The sequence below is a fragment of the Agrobacterium larrymoorei genome (genome assembly GCF_030819275.1).
In the GTDB taxonomy this organism is placed as follows: Bacteria; Pseudomonadota; Alphaproteobacteria; order Rhizobiales; family Rhizobiaceae; genus Agrobacterium; species Agrobacterium larrymoorei_B.
Window position 1 is genome coordinate 303,425 of record NZ_JAUTBL010000001.1, and the last position, 13,274, is coordinate 316,698.

The following is a 13,274-nucleotide window of genomic DNA, read 5'->3' on the forward strand; positions in this document are numbered from 1 at the left end:
CACCCATGAAAATTCAATACGACATCGCAGAAGGCCATAAGCGCGGCGAGAACGGTCTGACCGAATACCGCAAGATCAATCCTGGCCTTCCAGCCGATGAGGCAACTGCGCAGTGGATCGAGAAACGGTTCGGTACGTGGATCACGGTTGAAATCGGGCGCGATTATACATTCGAGCAGACAAGCCCGAAATCCTTCACGATTGACTTTACCTACGATGACGATGGCCGAAAATTCATCGCCCTGCTCGGCGGTCACGAGATGGAGGCGTAATGGCGAAGCGCGTACTTAGCGAAGCACAAAAGGCGACCTTGGAAAGAAAGAAATTTAGGCCTGGGCAGACTGGTAATGCAAACGGCAGACCAGCAATGCCGGTAATCCTGAAGACGAGGTTCGAAGACTTCGCAGAGGAAGGCGCAGATATCCTATTCGACCTCATCCGCAATAGTAAGAACGACATGGTGAAGATCAAAGGTATCGAAATGATCGCTGCTTACATCATGCCAAAGGCTGCTCAACGGGTTGAAGTTGATGTGCAGGTCACGCACATGGCAGATATTCAAGCGGATGCAGCCCGCGCACGCAAAGCGCTAGAGGCGCAGATCATTGATGCAGAGGTAATCGAAGTTCAGCCAGATCGCCCTTCACTTTGAGTGAAGCGTCGCAATCCTATATCAAAATTGGTTTCACACCTGTTACAGATTTGAGCAGGATCGTAGGTGATAGTGCAGCCTGTGGATGATCCACAGATGCATTGCGCGACGTTCCTTTTTTGTTCTATCATCCAATGATGCGCGACAAGACACTTGGATATGCTGCTCAGAAGCGAATGTTGGTAGTCGCCACCTGCAAGCAATGTAAGCGAGAGGCCAAGGCATTAGCGCGTGACCTCGCCAGCGTTTACGGGCAACACAGAGACTACCGCACTATCCGTTTTAGATGCAGCAAATGCGATCCCGGCGCGTGTGACATCCGACAAGAGCCGGATGGCTGGGACCGAGTGCAGGAGCGGATTTTATGGCGGCCCGTGGTTGTGAAGGACAGGCAATAACCTTGGGGATATTCTGCGATCTTCACTTAGCTCTATTGCATTACAGACTGATAAAATTGGAGGATAAACTCCTGCAGCGGAGTTTAACATGAACGATAAAGAAAAATATCTCGGTCGCGTTAAAAGCAGTGCCGACGGTTTGGCGGGCCACCTTCGGCAGAACTCCAATGTGCCGCTCGACGAATTGATCGACGTATCAGACCTCAGGGCAATGAGTGATGCGCTTAGTTTAGATCCTGAAAGCGTGAACGAACGCGATCTTGTCACTATTCATATCGTACGGGACGCGCTTCATGAGACCCTGGCCAGGCTAAGCGACAGTGATTCAGACGAGCAATATTCTGTTGAACAGCTGCTCAACACGGTGAGCCGACTGTACGTTGATGTTGAGCGATTGCTACGGGTAAACTCACAAGATATCGAGAACGCTGGCCGTACGGTCGAGCAGCTATCCAGCGGTCAACACAAAGCCGTGTCAAAGGAACTGATCGCGGAAGTCGCTGATCAAGCAAACTCGATCATCACTCATGTCCAAGTGAATCCCAGAATCATAAACATCAACATATTGAATTTTTCTGCGCGCGACGTGAACTTAATAAAAGACTTTCGAATGAACGTAAAGCGTTTGAGTGCAAGCGTATTTGCGATCAAACTTAACTTCGAATCTCTTGTAGTATTTGAAGGAACCATAAGGTTTTTAAACGAAGGCGTTGATAAAATCATTTCGGACATAAAGGATTTCGCTGACCTTATGGAACGGAAGTACAGCGATCTTAGGGACTTTATAAACTCACTCACCCCGGTTATCGAAAAGGGGACGAGGTTTGTGAAATTTATAGGAAAAGTCATACGCGACTTATTCGAGAGAGATGAGCATCTCCAAAGTGAAATAGTTCTCAAAAAGCAATCAGCAACGAATTCTGAAGCCTTAACCTGCGCAGCACTGGCGCCGAATGGTGACGTTCTTTTCGGTGGGCGTGCCGGAACGACACTACTCCACGTTGGCAGAACGGGACAGTTCATTAAGCTACCAAAGGCCGTAAGCAGTGACATATTCAGGATAGCAGCCTTGCCAGGAGATAGGGGATTTGTTGCTGGGACAGCTGAAGGCATGGCTTGGGTGGAAGGCGTTTCAAGCAATCGCCGTTATACCAAATCAAGTTTTTCAGAAAACATTACTGCACTGGCTGTTCTCGACCATGAGAACGAGGCGACAGGGTTAATCTCAGGGTCCTCCTCAGGTTACGTCAGACGATGGACTTTATCAGGCGGACTAGACGCTTACAGAGACCCAGAGAGAAGCCGCCCTGTACATGCAAAGGTAGGCAAAGCAGTCCGCTCTGTGGAGAGTTGGGAAAAGAAGTTGGTCATCGCTGTCGACGAACGGGTAGTTGTGATCAACGAAAATCTTGATCAAATTTTTGAGGTTCATGTCGATAAGCCGATTAGTGCCATGTGCTTGTTTCCTGATGACAGTGCAGTTGTTACAGGTGCCGGATTACTCGCTGAAGTAAACCTTGCCAAAGGCGCGTACAATCGTCTGCTCACGGTCAACCCTACTGTGAACTACATATGTGTTGCTCACCTCACAAATCGCACAGCAGTAGTCGGCACGGAAGACGGGATTATTAGAGCTATCGACATGAACTCTGGAGCTGAAGTAGGAGAAATACGATTGGGGGTCCAAATTCGCGGCCTCGTGGTCCAGAATAAAACGATATTCGCATATGGCGGAAAGTGGAAATCCGATGGCAACTCTGTAATCAAGATCTTGTGGGATGAAATCTTTTCCAGCTGAACCGAAGCGACGCGCAGAGGTGATGCTAAGCCCGCCGTTTCCAGCGGGCTAACCCTGTTCGCGCAATCGTCTATCACTTGGCCCTACCGGCCTTGCCCTTCGCACGACCAACCTTCAAGCGCTCGCTCCGCTCCATGGAGTGGATTGCGATTGCGTCTTGCAGTTTCTTGTCCGCTTGAATGGCTTCCTTCGCAGCTTTCAGGATCGTCACCACACCATCAACATCAGCAGCGCGGAACAGTTTGCTACCAGCGATTTCGAAAGCATTCCGGCCGATCCTGACGATGTAGCCAGCGCCGTCTTTACGGAACCACAGCGACCGCGTGTTGATCGTCTTGCCGTCCTTGATCTGACCAGCGTAGTCGATCTGTGTTTGTAGTTTTGTGTAGAAGATATCGACGGGGTTCTGCCCACCAACATGACCGGTCGTTGCTGCCGACGCGAGAGTTTCCAGTGCGTTTGCCATTGCGTTGTCCTTTGCACCAGCAGCACCGTTGCTGCCGTGCTACTCGATCAATAGCCTTTGAAGATTCAGGACAACCAAAGATTTCAGTTGCATGAGAAAAATTTCTCGGATTAGTCTAATTCAGTTGGGGGAGGGAAATTGATGGCGGCAAAGCAAGAAGAGAAGATTGACAGAGTTGATGCTCCGAAGACCTGCTTTGTTATCATGCCGATATCAGACGTAGATGGCTACCCTGCAGGTCACTTCAACGAGGTTTACAAGCAACTTATCGAACCCGCCGTAACTTCGGCTGGGTACGCTTGTTCTCTCGCGACAACGAGCAACTCCGCACACATGATACAACTTGAGGTCGTTACAAAAGTAGCAACGGCTGACTTGTGCATCTGCGACCTTTCAAACAACAATCCTAATGTTCTTTTTGAATACGGCATACGGCAGGCTTTCGACAAGCCGACAGTTCTAATCAAGGATGACAAGACCCGCCGCATCTTCGACCTGTCTGGATTTCGAGATATCGAATACGATCATACGCTAAGGATTGCTAATACGCTTGCGGCGCGTGATTCAATTAGAGCAGCAATACTTGATACCGTGATGGGCTCGACGGACGAAGATCAGATTTTTTCCCTCGTTAAGCTCATGAAACTGACGAAAGCTGCGTTACCATCCGGCGAAGTAACGAAGGACGATGCCCGCTTCACGCTTTTAGAGAAAAAGCTCGACAGTATCGCGATCTCGCTTAGTCACCAGCGATCTATGGTGGGACCAGGGGCAGTTGTGCCGATCAGCAAAGGCCGTTCGGGAGCGGTGGCGACGATATCCGGAGACAACAGGTGGGAAATCAGGTTCAGCGACGATAGCGTCCTATTGATCGACCTTAAAGCTAGAAAGCTCGAAAAGTACGAAGATGTTCCAAGCCTCGAAAAGTCAGAGTTTTGGAGTGGTCTCGATAATACTGCTAAACAGAACATTCTATCAATGATCTCGAAGCACTCACCCGACGTCATCCCATTTTGATTTCAGTGACCGCTTGCGCAGCAAGCAAATTGCTTACCGACATCCCATAGCGCTCCCATGAAGCCAGCTATTTAGACTACCGTGGCGCGTCATTGTGCAGTCAATTTGCAGTCTCTATCCTTCAGGGGAGTGCAGCCTCTGCTTCGACGAGAAATAGGATCGTCGCTGCGGTCATATGGAGCATGTAGCCTACCAAATAGGGTGGCACCTGGGTTGGTTCACTTCCCTGCCCGTGCCCCGCCAACTTGTTTCTTCCTGTCGGGACCGCACTCTCAAGGCTGCTCTTTAGCGCGTTCATTTGAGTCTGCCAGAATACAGGAACAAGTTCCTTTTCGAATAGCAACTTAATCAGCTGACTGGCTGTTGCATTGGCGTCGCGGCCCCATCCGCGTTTGTCGCAAATGGCCTTCATCGTGCTTTCAAACGCCTTCAGGCAGTCTACTAAAGCCTCTTTATTCTCGCCATGACGATAGTGCTGATGCGCTGAGAGATACTCCTCCTGAGGTCCAGCATATTCTGCACCATTGAGCAGACGAAGAGCGGGCTTCACCACTTCGGCATGGACAAGTTCGGAGTCTACACGGATGATTTCGCCAGTGACGAACTGATATCCCAGACCGTCTTCTCTTAACCGGCCGTTTATCTCATCAAGGACAGCATCCGCCAGTTCTTCCGCGCTGCCATTCGTTACATAGTTGTAGCGTCTCACAGAGTAATCAATTGTTCGGCAGCATAGTTCAAGGACGTCAAGAGCCTCATCAATGTTGGCGAGCTCGACAAAGAAACGTTCGATCTCGACGAAATCGTTACTAGCCAAACTCACCAGTTTGTTTACCCCGTACTCACGCCTCAGAATGTGCACGACGTCTTGATAGGCTCTTTGAGCGTAGCGGTTACCCAAATACTTCTCATAAGTGCCCATCCCATCAGTAATCGCGAAGAACAACTTCCTCCGTAGGGCGTCCGGCATCATATCGTACTGATACGTGTCAATAACCTCGCCGCGTGCTCTCCGCTGTCTTTTTGAAAAAATATCTACGATTACCATTCGCCAAATCCATCTATCCGCAAAGAAACACTGTCGATGCACGACCAACTACGTTTTACACCCAAGGAAACATCCTCCTTGTTCCCGCTTGAAGCACGCGTAACTTGAGGGCTTGTATCAAAATTGGTGTAGCATCTATTAGTGATTGTAAAGGTGCCATAGGGGGTGGTGCATGGTTATCCCTTCCCTATTCTTCGAAGCAGCCTTACGACCTGTCCAGTTCCCCATTCGGCACCACGTGGTGTCCGTATAGCGCGTTCGTTAAGCGCCTTAGCAATTGCTGCTGGAGTGTCAGCGCCGCTGTCTATGAGCGTCTGAAGGACTTCCTGAAGCGATTCCGCAAACGTGTTGGCTTTGGCCTGTTTGGTGTGATGAGCGCCGCCTAGTTTGACACCTCTATCCTTCGCGACCGCCAGCGCGACCTTCACCCGCTTGCTGATTTGCTCGCGCTCCTCTTGTGCGACAGCAGCGAGTATTCGGATCGTCAATGGAGTGGCGTGCGGCTGATCGACGGCGAGGAAGTCAACGCCTGCTTCCAACAGATTGTTGATGAACGCGCTGTTTCGTGACAGCCGGTCCATCTTTGCAATAAGCAGCGTAGCTTTATGTTGGCGGGCGTAATCGAGTGCCATGGCGATCTGCGGGCGATTGTTCTTTCCGCCGCTCTCGACCTCTGTAAACTCCGCTATCACGTTGCCATTGGCGAACGCTTTAACGGCTGCTCGTTGGGCTTCTATGCCCAATCCATCTGCGCCCTGCTTGGCCGTGGAAACTCGATAGTACGCGACAAACTGTTGTGGTTGTGTTGGTTGCATTGCAGCCTCTGACATTGGATTACTGTCGAATGTCTGCTGCCGAAAAAACAAAAGGGCGAGCGATCTTTTCGGTTGCCCTTTGATATGGATGGCTAAGACTAGCGGCCCGCTGGATTATCCTGGCCATTACGAGCGGGCTGGCTGATATCGTGCCGATTATGTGAAGTGTGTGGTGAACGATATCTTTGTATGCAGCGCTGATTTCTCGCTGTTAAGCCGATGCTATGATGGTTGGCGGCAACGATAAGAACCCTGCTAACTTGGCCATTAGATTTTCTGGCTGCAATTGACCCTCAATCTCTTCCATTATCTTCCCTTGCTCATCCAGCATATCGCTATAGTTAGTTTCTTCTTCCTCAGACCATCGACCGCCCTCCTGCTTTCTCTTTGCAAGTCGCCCAATTTTGAACTCCAAGGACATTGCGCTATGGGACTTCGAACTCAGATCAACAAGCCACTCAAGCAATAAACCGTCGAATATCCATCTGGCATGTTCAACCGCATCAATAAACATATACCGAGTTTGCGGCTCCATTGCACCGGCCTGCATAATCGCACCTGAAATTCTGTTCAACTTACTGACTAATTCTAAGCGGCGGTCAAACATCATCACCTTGTAATTTGCATTGGCGATCTGAGCATTCAGGTCATTCTGCGCCTTCATGTCTTTGACAGTTTGCTTTGCTTGCGCAGACTGTTGAGCGAATGAGGCTATTACGACGAGCAACGTTACGAGTGACAGAAAGCCAGCAAGCGCATCACCAATCAGGTTTAGGCCGTGTCTATCGACAAATTCTTTTAGGTCAGTTGGATTGGGTGGGACGCCGTATGTGTGGAATGTATAAGCCAGCCACAGCGTCGCACATGCTAGCGCGAGGCTCGCAAGCATGATGATAGATCTGATCAATCTCATTTATATTGATCCTACCGAGCGACGGATTTCAATTCGATGTTATCATCCAGTTCTAAACGCGCTTCGATTGCCTGCATGAATTGTCCTACTTGCAGTTCACTCCAAACATTGGACAACAGCAATGATATCCGGTGTACGCTCGCGTTCTCATCTTCGCTCATTAACATCGGCGTTTGCCCTTCCTCATCGAAGGGAGGAAAATCCCCAAACTCGTCCTCATGGTGCAACAGATTCGCTTCTAGCGTGCTGACCATCACAAACAATTCCTGCCCTTTTATAGAAACCTCTTTTCCGAACACGAACCAGACCTTAAGAATATGATCGTTTAGCTCCTTAATCTTTCTGGAACTCACATTACCGTAAATTTCGGTACCGACCGTTTTGAAATATCGATACAAGGTAAAACGTTCTTGGAACCAAGTCTGCTTGATGTTGGCCGATGCTACCGCTTTTTGTAATTCAGATTGCTCCTTCATCAACTCGACTTGCTTACTCATCGCGTCGGCTGTCTTTTGCAACTCACTCTTTGTCAGGTTCAACTCTTGTCTTTGAGATACCACTGCCGCGATCAGCCAAATTAACGCCAAGGGAGCGGTCAGCCCGCCCACACTATCTCCGATAATGTTTAGCTTGATTTCGTCGGCCATATTTCCGGGACTCGTGAATGCGCTGCCGTGTAAAAACAACAGCAGCCACAGATACAGCAACGTAAATGAAACAGCAGAAGCCATGACATTTTTCGCGAAGAACTTGGTCAGTCTAGCCCTCATGACGTTTCCTTAAGTCGCGGTCCAATACCCGCGCTGATGCGATCTTGCCGGCTAACATCGCCAATTATGTGGGGTCGAAAGTGATGAGGCGTAGCATTTTTCAGCGAACCCCCACTAATCTCAGTCATCGCCGCTGACATGATGATGCTGCAACTCGCCACGGTCGTAAGAAATGTAAGACTGACTGAATGAGGACAAATTCATGTCATGAATTTTAAACAACTCTTCGCACCCAACACCGAACTCAATGTTGATGTCCTGGCGCCAGAACTTGTGTTTATCCCTATCGAGAAACAAGTCCATGATCCGGCGTTTTAAGGTGCCTTCTATCTGCTTGTACAAACCAAAGCCGGTTGCGTACACGTTCTTTGTTGTATCCACATCATGGAACGCCTTTTTCACTCTTAACAAATTGAGGTTCTGGTTGTTGAACCCGAAACCCAGAAAGACCAAGTTCGTGCAATCGGACATAGCAGTGTGAATTTCTTGGACCTTGTCGTAATCGTGTGCTTGCTCGGTGTAGGTGTGAATGTTTTCCGCAATTGAATCTATCTCGCCTTCATCACTCAGAACATAGCCGAAAGATAATCTGCCTCGACCCCGTGCCCCTGGACGAACGTGAAGTTTTCCAAGGTATCCATACGGATGAATGATGTGGAAGTTATTCTCAACCACCTTTAAGGCGTCTTCGATATGCACCCGGTATGCGTCGGCGATAGTTTCAGCAAGATACGCCTCAATGCAACGATCGTAGTTGAAGCAGATGATGGTTACATCTTTTCCCAAGTCCCGATAATTAAGCACGCCGTCGGATAACGTTCTAAAAAACGCGCCGATCCAAGTGTAGTCGGGGTTCTTCAGCATTTTATCACCAATTTCGATAAGTGCATTGGGATCGCTGGAGAATTCGTCCCAATGAGCCGCCGCCAGCGAGGAATTGCGTTCTGCCTTCAACACTTCAAGCGCAATCAGCACTTTGCCCCAATATTCGATGTTCCTATCGCGGCTGTGTCGATGGATAAACGCGTCGATGCTAACCGCCGTGTGGATGCCGTCGTGAATGTCGAACAGCGCTTGTGACTGCCGATGTCGATCAGGTATCAGGGGGAACTTTGCTTCCATAATCCCAAGCAAGGCTCGTTGTGTCGTGTCGGAACCGTCGGAATCGGTCAGGAGCGCCGACTTTTTTATTTCCGCCGCAAGTCCTGTTCCAACCGGTAGGCCGAACTCGGCACTGGCTCCCGCTCCGATGACAAAGGTTGTTTTCTTTCTGAACGACACTGCTAAACCGCTCCCACCTGCTTCGTCCCAGTTGATTTACAGTTGCGTGCCGCATTAGGAAACGCAACTATTCAGTGCGAGGCTCCACAGGCAAGTTTAAACAACATGGCATCGGCTTTTGTGAAAAACTCTACATCAGCCCCGCTTGTCTTGCCGGTCTGCACATTCAGGACATTCTTCCAGTTGTAGCCGGCGAGTTTCCCGTACAGGAGCAGGCTCACGACAGCCGCGTTCAAGTGCTGCTGGCCTGTGATCGTCCGTCCATAGGCTTCGCTGTTTTCGTTATCCGCGTTGGTGAGCGGAGTTAGGTCGTAAGTGTCGTTGAACAGCAATTGCCAAACGCCTTGACGCACCTCGTAGGGATCGACTTCGACAAACATCGTATGCGGCATGTTCTTCCTCACTGCTCGTGTGAGGTATTTATTCGTCCTTGTCGGCTTCCTCGTCTTTCGGCTCGGACATATCCAGCGCATCGCGGGCATCTGTGAGAACACCAACGCGGGGGATTTTAGGATTGAGCGCCCAACGCTGCGCAGCCCGAACTAGACCCTCAGCAATCGAAAGCCCGACCATCCCAAGTACAAATGCAAGCCCGCCATTCGCCGCCGCGTCGATGGGGTCCAAGTGCATCCAACGTGCGACCAGCGGGGCCAAATAGACAGCGCATAGTGAACCTGCGAACGCGCCACTGACGATGTCCAGCGTGAGTTTCTTGCCTTGAATGGCGATACGAACGATTGCACCGGCAAAGCCAGCGAAGAAATGTGCGGGGTTGATACCGATTGCGGTAAGGAGCGCTGCGAAGCTTTCGAACATAATGGGTCTGCCTGTTATGAACCCATCGATCCTGCGAGTTCTGCTCCACTATTTAACGGGATCGAAGAGTTTGATGCTCTTTACGTGGGCAGCGTAATGACTACATGGCGAGATATATTTCCTATCTCGCCATGTATTCTTGTAAGGCATCGACTAATTGCTATCAGGACTTCTTCTGGTTTTGACGTTTTGATCCTTCAACGGTGTGTCTTTCGCCTCGATCTTAAGCAGACTGAGAAGATGAACCGATTTGATATCGTAGCGGTCCATTGTAATTGACAATACCAAGACACAAAGCGTCGCCACTATCAGTACAGCGATCACAGAATAGGAGGAGTGCGCGGAAAAATTATTCATTTTACGATCATCCCCAACCTGATCCGAGATCGCTATGAACAAAGCTGTTCATACACGCTCCTCGTTTCAATTGAAGATGTCGCTTTCTTTCCCGGTCTTCGTCTGGTGCACTGGCACACCTACAAGCCTCGTAGAGACTTTTTGCAAGACCGTGTCGAGACACCACATCGCCCGACATGAAACAAAACTACATCTGGCTTTGTAGTTCAACAAGAGGCCGTTGCCAGTACCGACTTCTCCAACTGTAAACACAGTAGGTAATAAAACGGGCGTCGAAGGTGTCCAACACGCCCGTCCTGATGGAGATAATATGATCGACAGGATTACCCAATAGTTAAGAGTAATTTTTCAGAAATTTGCTGTGGATAACAAGTTAGGCCTGTTTCCAATTGATGCCGTTGGCGTCGCACCAACCCGCGTAGGTCGTCTTGCTGGTCTTGGAGATCGTTTTCTGTGCGTTCTGGAAAACGATGGTCACGTCCCAATCCGGGTGTTGGGATTTGATCGCTTTGTGCTTGGCTCTGTCTTCTGCCGTGAAGCGGCCTTTTGCTTCCACGATCTTCTTGCTCGTCACGTCGATGAAATCAGGCAGATACTTCTTTTGGACCGTGTATGTGAGCCGCATCGCCTCATATGCGTACTCGGGTCCAAGCGTCTTTGCGACCTTTTGTTCGAACCTGTTCCTCACGGCTGCTTCCACAAGGCGATCTCGGCCTGACGACGGACCAGAAGACCCTTCAAGGGCTTGCCGCCTGAGTTGATCCATTGCAGCCAGGAGCGTTCAATATCCGCGAGCGGAGCCTTTGCGTTGATGCGCTTGAGAAGCGTTGACTTGGCCAGATTGCCTTCACCGAGATTGAAGGTCCACGAAACGAGAGCGCCGCGTTGGTTCTCGGTCAACTTGACCTTTACCAGCCTTGCTACAGCCGCCTCGAAAACAGCCACGTCGGCCTCAAACAAGCGCTGGGCGTCGGCTTGAGTAATCGTCTTCTTAGCTACGTCGGCAGCTTTCACCGTCTTTGTATGGCCCCACCCTATTGTCGGGATTTCATTGGGGCATAGATATGCAGTGAGTTTTAGACCTTCAGCGGTCTTGATGATGTTTTGTGCGGCAAGTGAAATCATGCCGGTATTTATTGAAAGCCGTCGATAGCCCGTTGAAACGAGTAATGCCCGCTCCTTTGCCATGTTTTAACTGGGATGAGGTATCGGCTTCATAATTATGAAGGAACAAATCTCACCGTATCCGCCGCTCAGAGAGAGCCGTATTAACGCCTACAACAGTCAGCGTGGCCGATGCTACTACTGCGGCAACCCTATGTGGGAAGCAGCCATTGAGCCGCTGGAAGATGCGGAGAAGCGTTTTGCCGAAAATCGTCTTGAAAAACTGTTTAAGACCCCCGCGGGAAACCTAGAAAGCCATCGTTGCACCGCCGAACATTTTGTGCCTCAGTCGAACGGTGGAACCGACGACGCCGACAACATCCTTGCCGCGTGCATGCTCTGCAACAGCACACGCATGAGTATGGACATCGAAACATTCAGAGCGCAGGTCAGGCGCAGTTTCTTTCAAATGGAAGCGGGCCATGATCGTTCAGTGGTGAACGGCCAGTGGGTTGATAAAGTCGCGTATGACTTTCGGTGGCACGTGACGCTTTTCATTGAGGAGCGGGATATTTGGGTTGATCTATTCTGCCAAGAGTTTCTGCCCTACACCACGTTCCGAAAAAATCATTGGCATATCCGTCGCAATGACAGTCTCGTTTATCCGACCTTTACCGGCGACTTTAATCCCGCTGCGCTGATCAAAGTCTGGCAAACAAAAGAGGTCGTTGAAGGCTGTCGTCTGCTGCTTGAAAATGTGAGCCACGAAGCGGTTGTGTTGGAGAAATATGGCGACAAAGTTGGTGGGTCTCGTTAACACGGTATTCACCACAAGCATCTGTAATCGCTACAATATTTTTTTTCGTTGTAGACAGTTCTGCCCCATTGTGTGACAACCACTGCGTCTTCGGACGGATTGTTACGAACTTCTTTGCGCTTCGACGCTGGTCAATACTGGCCGGTTAAAAGTGAGTTGCCTACGGGCGCTCCAAAGAAGGAGAATAGCATGACTACGAAGGCACAACAGAAGACCCAGATCGAAATTCTTACGAACAGTGCTGCGAACATCGCATCGCTTTCTGTGGTTCTAGATGGTCACCTTAACTCGGTGACGCTGACGACAAAGGAAATCATCGCTGCGGCGGTGGCGCTGATGAAGTCGGTACTGGGCGACGAAACCGCGATGGCGTGGTTCCTTGCATTAGCCAAGGCCCGCAACATCACAATCCCTGATGGCTTCGATCCGTCGATGCCTCTCAACAACGGGAATAACCCTTGGCTTTACATTTGCCGGGTGCTTGTCGGTTCTACTGACAATCTCGGCAGGTGGGTTCCGAGCATGTATGTGCAGAAGAACTTGCCGGGTGTGATGCGGTGGCTGTCGAAAAACTCTGTGGAGATGGACGCTGAAGGTCTTAAAACGGCTCTCGAAAGCGCCAGCTTCAAAGTTGGCAAGAAGGTGCTGAAGGGACTGGAAGCAGCGAAGTACATGGATCGCTCTGTAAACGGTACGCCCCGAAAGGTGTCTACCCCAGTGCGTTACCAGGTCCCTCGTGAAGTCGATAAATTGAAGGCGGTTGCTGAATTCGAAGCCGACAAACGTTTGTTCCCTGTGGACAAAGACGGTTACGGGATCGCAACGGTTCGCCATCTTGGTGGCAACAAGTTCGGCATCTATTTCGGAAACGAAAGAGATCAGGACGTGGCAGAGATTATCGAGCGTTCGTTTGAGTTCCACAAAAAAACCTTGGAGAAGTCGCCAGCGCGTACGGTTGATCTAACCAAGACAAAGGTCGTGTCGTCTACGACCGCATGATCGTGAGAACAGGGGCTGGAAAC

At 50.1% G+C, this 13,274-nt stretch carries 16 protein-coding genes; 6 read left to right on the plus strand and 10 right to left on the minus strand.

Translation table 11 applies throughout. From position 1 onward, the window contains the following. Positions 1-5: 5 nt before the first annotated feature. From QE408_RS01325 to QE408_RS01335, 3 genes are all read left to right on the plus strand, one after another. Complete coding sequence (locus QE408_RS01325; RefSeq protein ID WP_306927880.1) at positions 6-272, plus strand: hypothetical protein; 267 nt, start codon at positions 6-8, stop codon at positions 270-272. Next, positions 272-652: a hypothetical protein gene (locus tag QE408_RS01330; protein WP_306927882.1), complete on the plus strand. Its 381-nt coding sequence runs from the start codon at positions 272-274 to the stop codon at positions 650-652. Before QE408_RS01325 ends, QE408_RS01330 begins: the two co-directional genes overlap by 1 nt. Before the next feature lie 486 nt (positions 653-1,138). After that, positions 1,139-2,848 carry a hypothetical protein gene (locus QE408_RS01335; RefSeq protein WP_306927884.1) on the plus strand — a complete coding sequence of 570 codons (1,710 nt, stop codon included), beginning with the start codon at positions 1,139-1,141 and terminating at the stop codon, positions 2,846-2,848. Between the two features lie 73 nt (positions 2,849-2,921). On the opposite strand, the gene QE408_RS01340 is transcribed toward QE408_RS01335, so the two are convergent. Beyond that, positions 2,922-3,314 (minus strand): hypothetical protein, encoded by a 393-nt coding sequence (locus QE408_RS01340; RefSeq protein WP_306927886.1) that lies wholly within the window; start codon positions 3,312-3,314, stop codon positions 2,922-2,924. Between the two features lie 141 nt (positions 3,315-3,455). Here QE408_RS01340 and QE408_RS01345 point away from each other — a divergent pair, with 141 nt between their 5' ends. Beyond that, positions 3,456-4,331 (plus strand): hypothetical protein, encoded by an 876-nt coding sequence (locus QE408_RS01345; RefSeq protein ID WP_306927888.1) that lies wholly within the window; start codon positions 3,456-3,458, stop codon positions 4,329-4,331. Between the two features lie 121 nt (positions 4,332-4,452). On the opposite strand, the gene QE408_RS01350 is transcribed toward QE408_RS01345, so the two are convergent. The 9 genes from QE408_RS01350 to QE408_RS01390 form a co-directional block, all read right to left on the minus strand. Next, entirely contained in the window at positions 4,453-5,379 is a 927-nt protein-coding gene (locus QE408_RS01350; RefSeq protein ID WP_306927890.1) for an STM4504/CBY_0614 family protein, read from the minus strand. 176 nt (positions 5,380-5,555) lie between these two features. Then, a complete protein-coding gene (locus QE408_RS01355; protein ID WP_306927892.1) occupies positions 5,556-6,194 on the minus strand; it encodes a recombinase family protein in 639 nt (212 codons plus the stop codon). A 211-nt stretch (positions 6,195-6,405) separates the two neighbouring features. Continuing rightward, on the minus strand, positions 6,406-7,107 hold the full coding sequence (locus QE408_RS01360; RefSeq protein WP_306927894.1) for a hypothetical protein: 702 nt from the start codon (positions 7,105-7,107) through the stop codon (positions 6,406-6,408). A gap of 11 nt (positions 7,108-7,118) precedes the next feature. Further along, a complete protein-coding gene (locus tag QE408_RS01365; RefSeq protein ID WP_306927896.1) occupies positions 7,119-7,877 on the minus strand; it encodes a hypothetical protein in 759 nt (252 codons plus the stop codon). A 120-nt stretch (positions 7,878-7,997) separates the two neighbouring features. Beyond that, positions 7,998-9,158 (minus strand): hypothetical protein, encoded by a 1,161-nt coding sequence (locus tag QE408_RS01370; protein ID WP_306927898.1) that lies wholly within the window; start codon positions 9,156-9,158, stop codon positions 7,998-8,000. A 71-nt stretch (positions 9,159-9,229) separates the two neighbouring features. After that, complete coding sequence (locus QE408_RS01375) at positions 9,230-9,550, minus strand: hypothetical protein (protein ID WP_306927900.1); 321 nt, start codon at positions 9,548-9,550, stop codon at positions 9,230-9,232. 28 nt (positions 9,551-9,578) lie between these two features. Next, positions 9,579-9,974: a hypothetical protein gene (locus QE408_RS01380; RefSeq protein ID WP_306927901.1), complete on the minus strand. Its 396-nt coding sequence runs from the start codon at positions 9,972-9,974 to the stop codon at positions 9,579-9,581. A 730-nt stretch (positions 9,975-10,704) separates the two neighbouring features. Then, entirely contained in the window at positions 10,705-11,019 is a 315-nt protein-coding gene (locus QE408_RS01385; protein WP_306927903.1) for an endodeoxyribonuclease, read from the minus strand. Continuing rightward, positions 11,016-11,456, minus strand: coding sequence for a lysozyme (locus tag QE408_RS01390; protein ID WP_306927905.1), 441 nt, complete (start codon positions 11,454-11,456; stop codon positions 11,016-11,018). The genes QE408_RS01385 and QE408_RS01390 overlap by 4 nt, the downstream gene beginning before the upstream one ends. A gap of 97 nt (positions 11,457-11,553) precedes the next feature. Between QE408_RS01390 and QE408_RS01395 the strand changes: the two genes are divergently transcribed. Together QE408_RS01395 and QE408_RS01400 are read left to right on the plus strand one after the other, a co-directional pair. After that, positions 11,554-12,252, plus strand: coding sequence for an HNH endonuclease (locus QE408_RS01395; RefSeq protein ID WP_306927907.1), 699 nt, complete (start codon positions 11,554-11,556; stop codon positions 12,250-12,252). Between the two features lie 189 nt (positions 12,253-12,441). Continuing rightward, positions 12,442-13,251, plus strand: a complete 810-nt coding sequence (locus QE408_RS01400; RefSeq protein ID WP_306927908.1) for a hypothetical protein — start codon at positions 12,442-12,444, stop codon at positions 13,249-13,251. Positions 13,252-13,274 lie beyond the last annotated feature (23 nt).

Excerpts from the sequence above, each read along its gene's own strand:
- QE408_RS01375 (WP_306927900.1), bottom strand. The coding sequence starts at position 9,550 with ATGCCGCATACGATGTTTGTCGAAGTCGATCCCTACGAGGTGCGTCAA.
- QE408_RS01345 (WP_306927888.1), top strand. The coding sequence starts at position 3,456 with ATGGCGGCAAAGCAAGAAGAGAAGATTGACAGAGTTGATGCTCCGAAG.
- QE408_RS01335 (WP_306927884.1), top strand. The coding sequence starts at position 1,139 with ATGAACGATAAAGAAAAATATCTCGGTCGCGTTAAAAGCAGTGCCGAC.
- QE408_RS01400 (WP_306927908.1), top strand. The coding sequence starts at position 12,442 with ATGACTACGAAGGCACAACAGAAGACCCAGATCGAAATTCTTACGAAC.
- QE408_RS01365 (WP_306927896.1), bottom strand. The coding sequence starts at position 7,877 with ATGAGGGCTAGACTGACCAAGTTCTTCGCGAAAAATGTCATGGCTTCT.
- QE408_RS01350 (WP_306927890.1), bottom strand. The coding sequence starts at position 5,379 with ATGGTAATCGTAGATATTTTTTCAAAAAGACAGCGGAGAGCACGCGGC.
- QE408_RS01355 (WP_306927892.1), bottom strand. The coding sequence starts at position 6,194 with ATGCAACCAACACAACCACAACAGTTTGTCGCGTACTATCGAGTTTCC.
- QE408_RS01390 (WP_306927905.1), bottom strand. The coding sequence starts at position 11,456 with ATGATTTCACTTGCCGCACAAAACATCATCAAGACCGCTGAAGGTCTA.
- QE408_RS01395 (WP_306927907.1), top strand. The coding sequence starts at position 11,554 with ATGAAGGAACAAATCTCACCGTATCCGCCGCTCAGAGAGAGCCGTATT.
- QE408_RS01325 (WP_306927880.1), top strand. The coding sequence starts at position 6 with ATGAAAATTCAATACGACATCGCAGAAGGCCATAAGCGCGGCGAGAAC.
- QE408_RS01380 (WP_306927901.1), bottom strand. The coding sequence starts at position 9,974 with ATGTTCGAAAGCTTCGCAGCGCTCCTTACCGCAATCGGTATCAACCCC.
- QE408_RS01360 (WP_306927894.1), bottom strand. The coding sequence starts at position 7,107 with ATGAGATTGATCAGATCTATCATCATGCTTGCGAGCCTCGCGCTAGCA.
- QE408_RS01340 (WP_306927886.1), bottom strand. The coding sequence starts at position 3,314 with ATGGCAAACGCACTGGAAACTCTCGCGTCGGCAGCAACGACCGGTCAT.
- QE408_RS01330 (WP_306927882.1), top strand. The coding sequence starts at position 272 with ATGGCGAAGCGCGTACTTAGCGAAGCACAAAAGGCGACCTTGGAAAGA.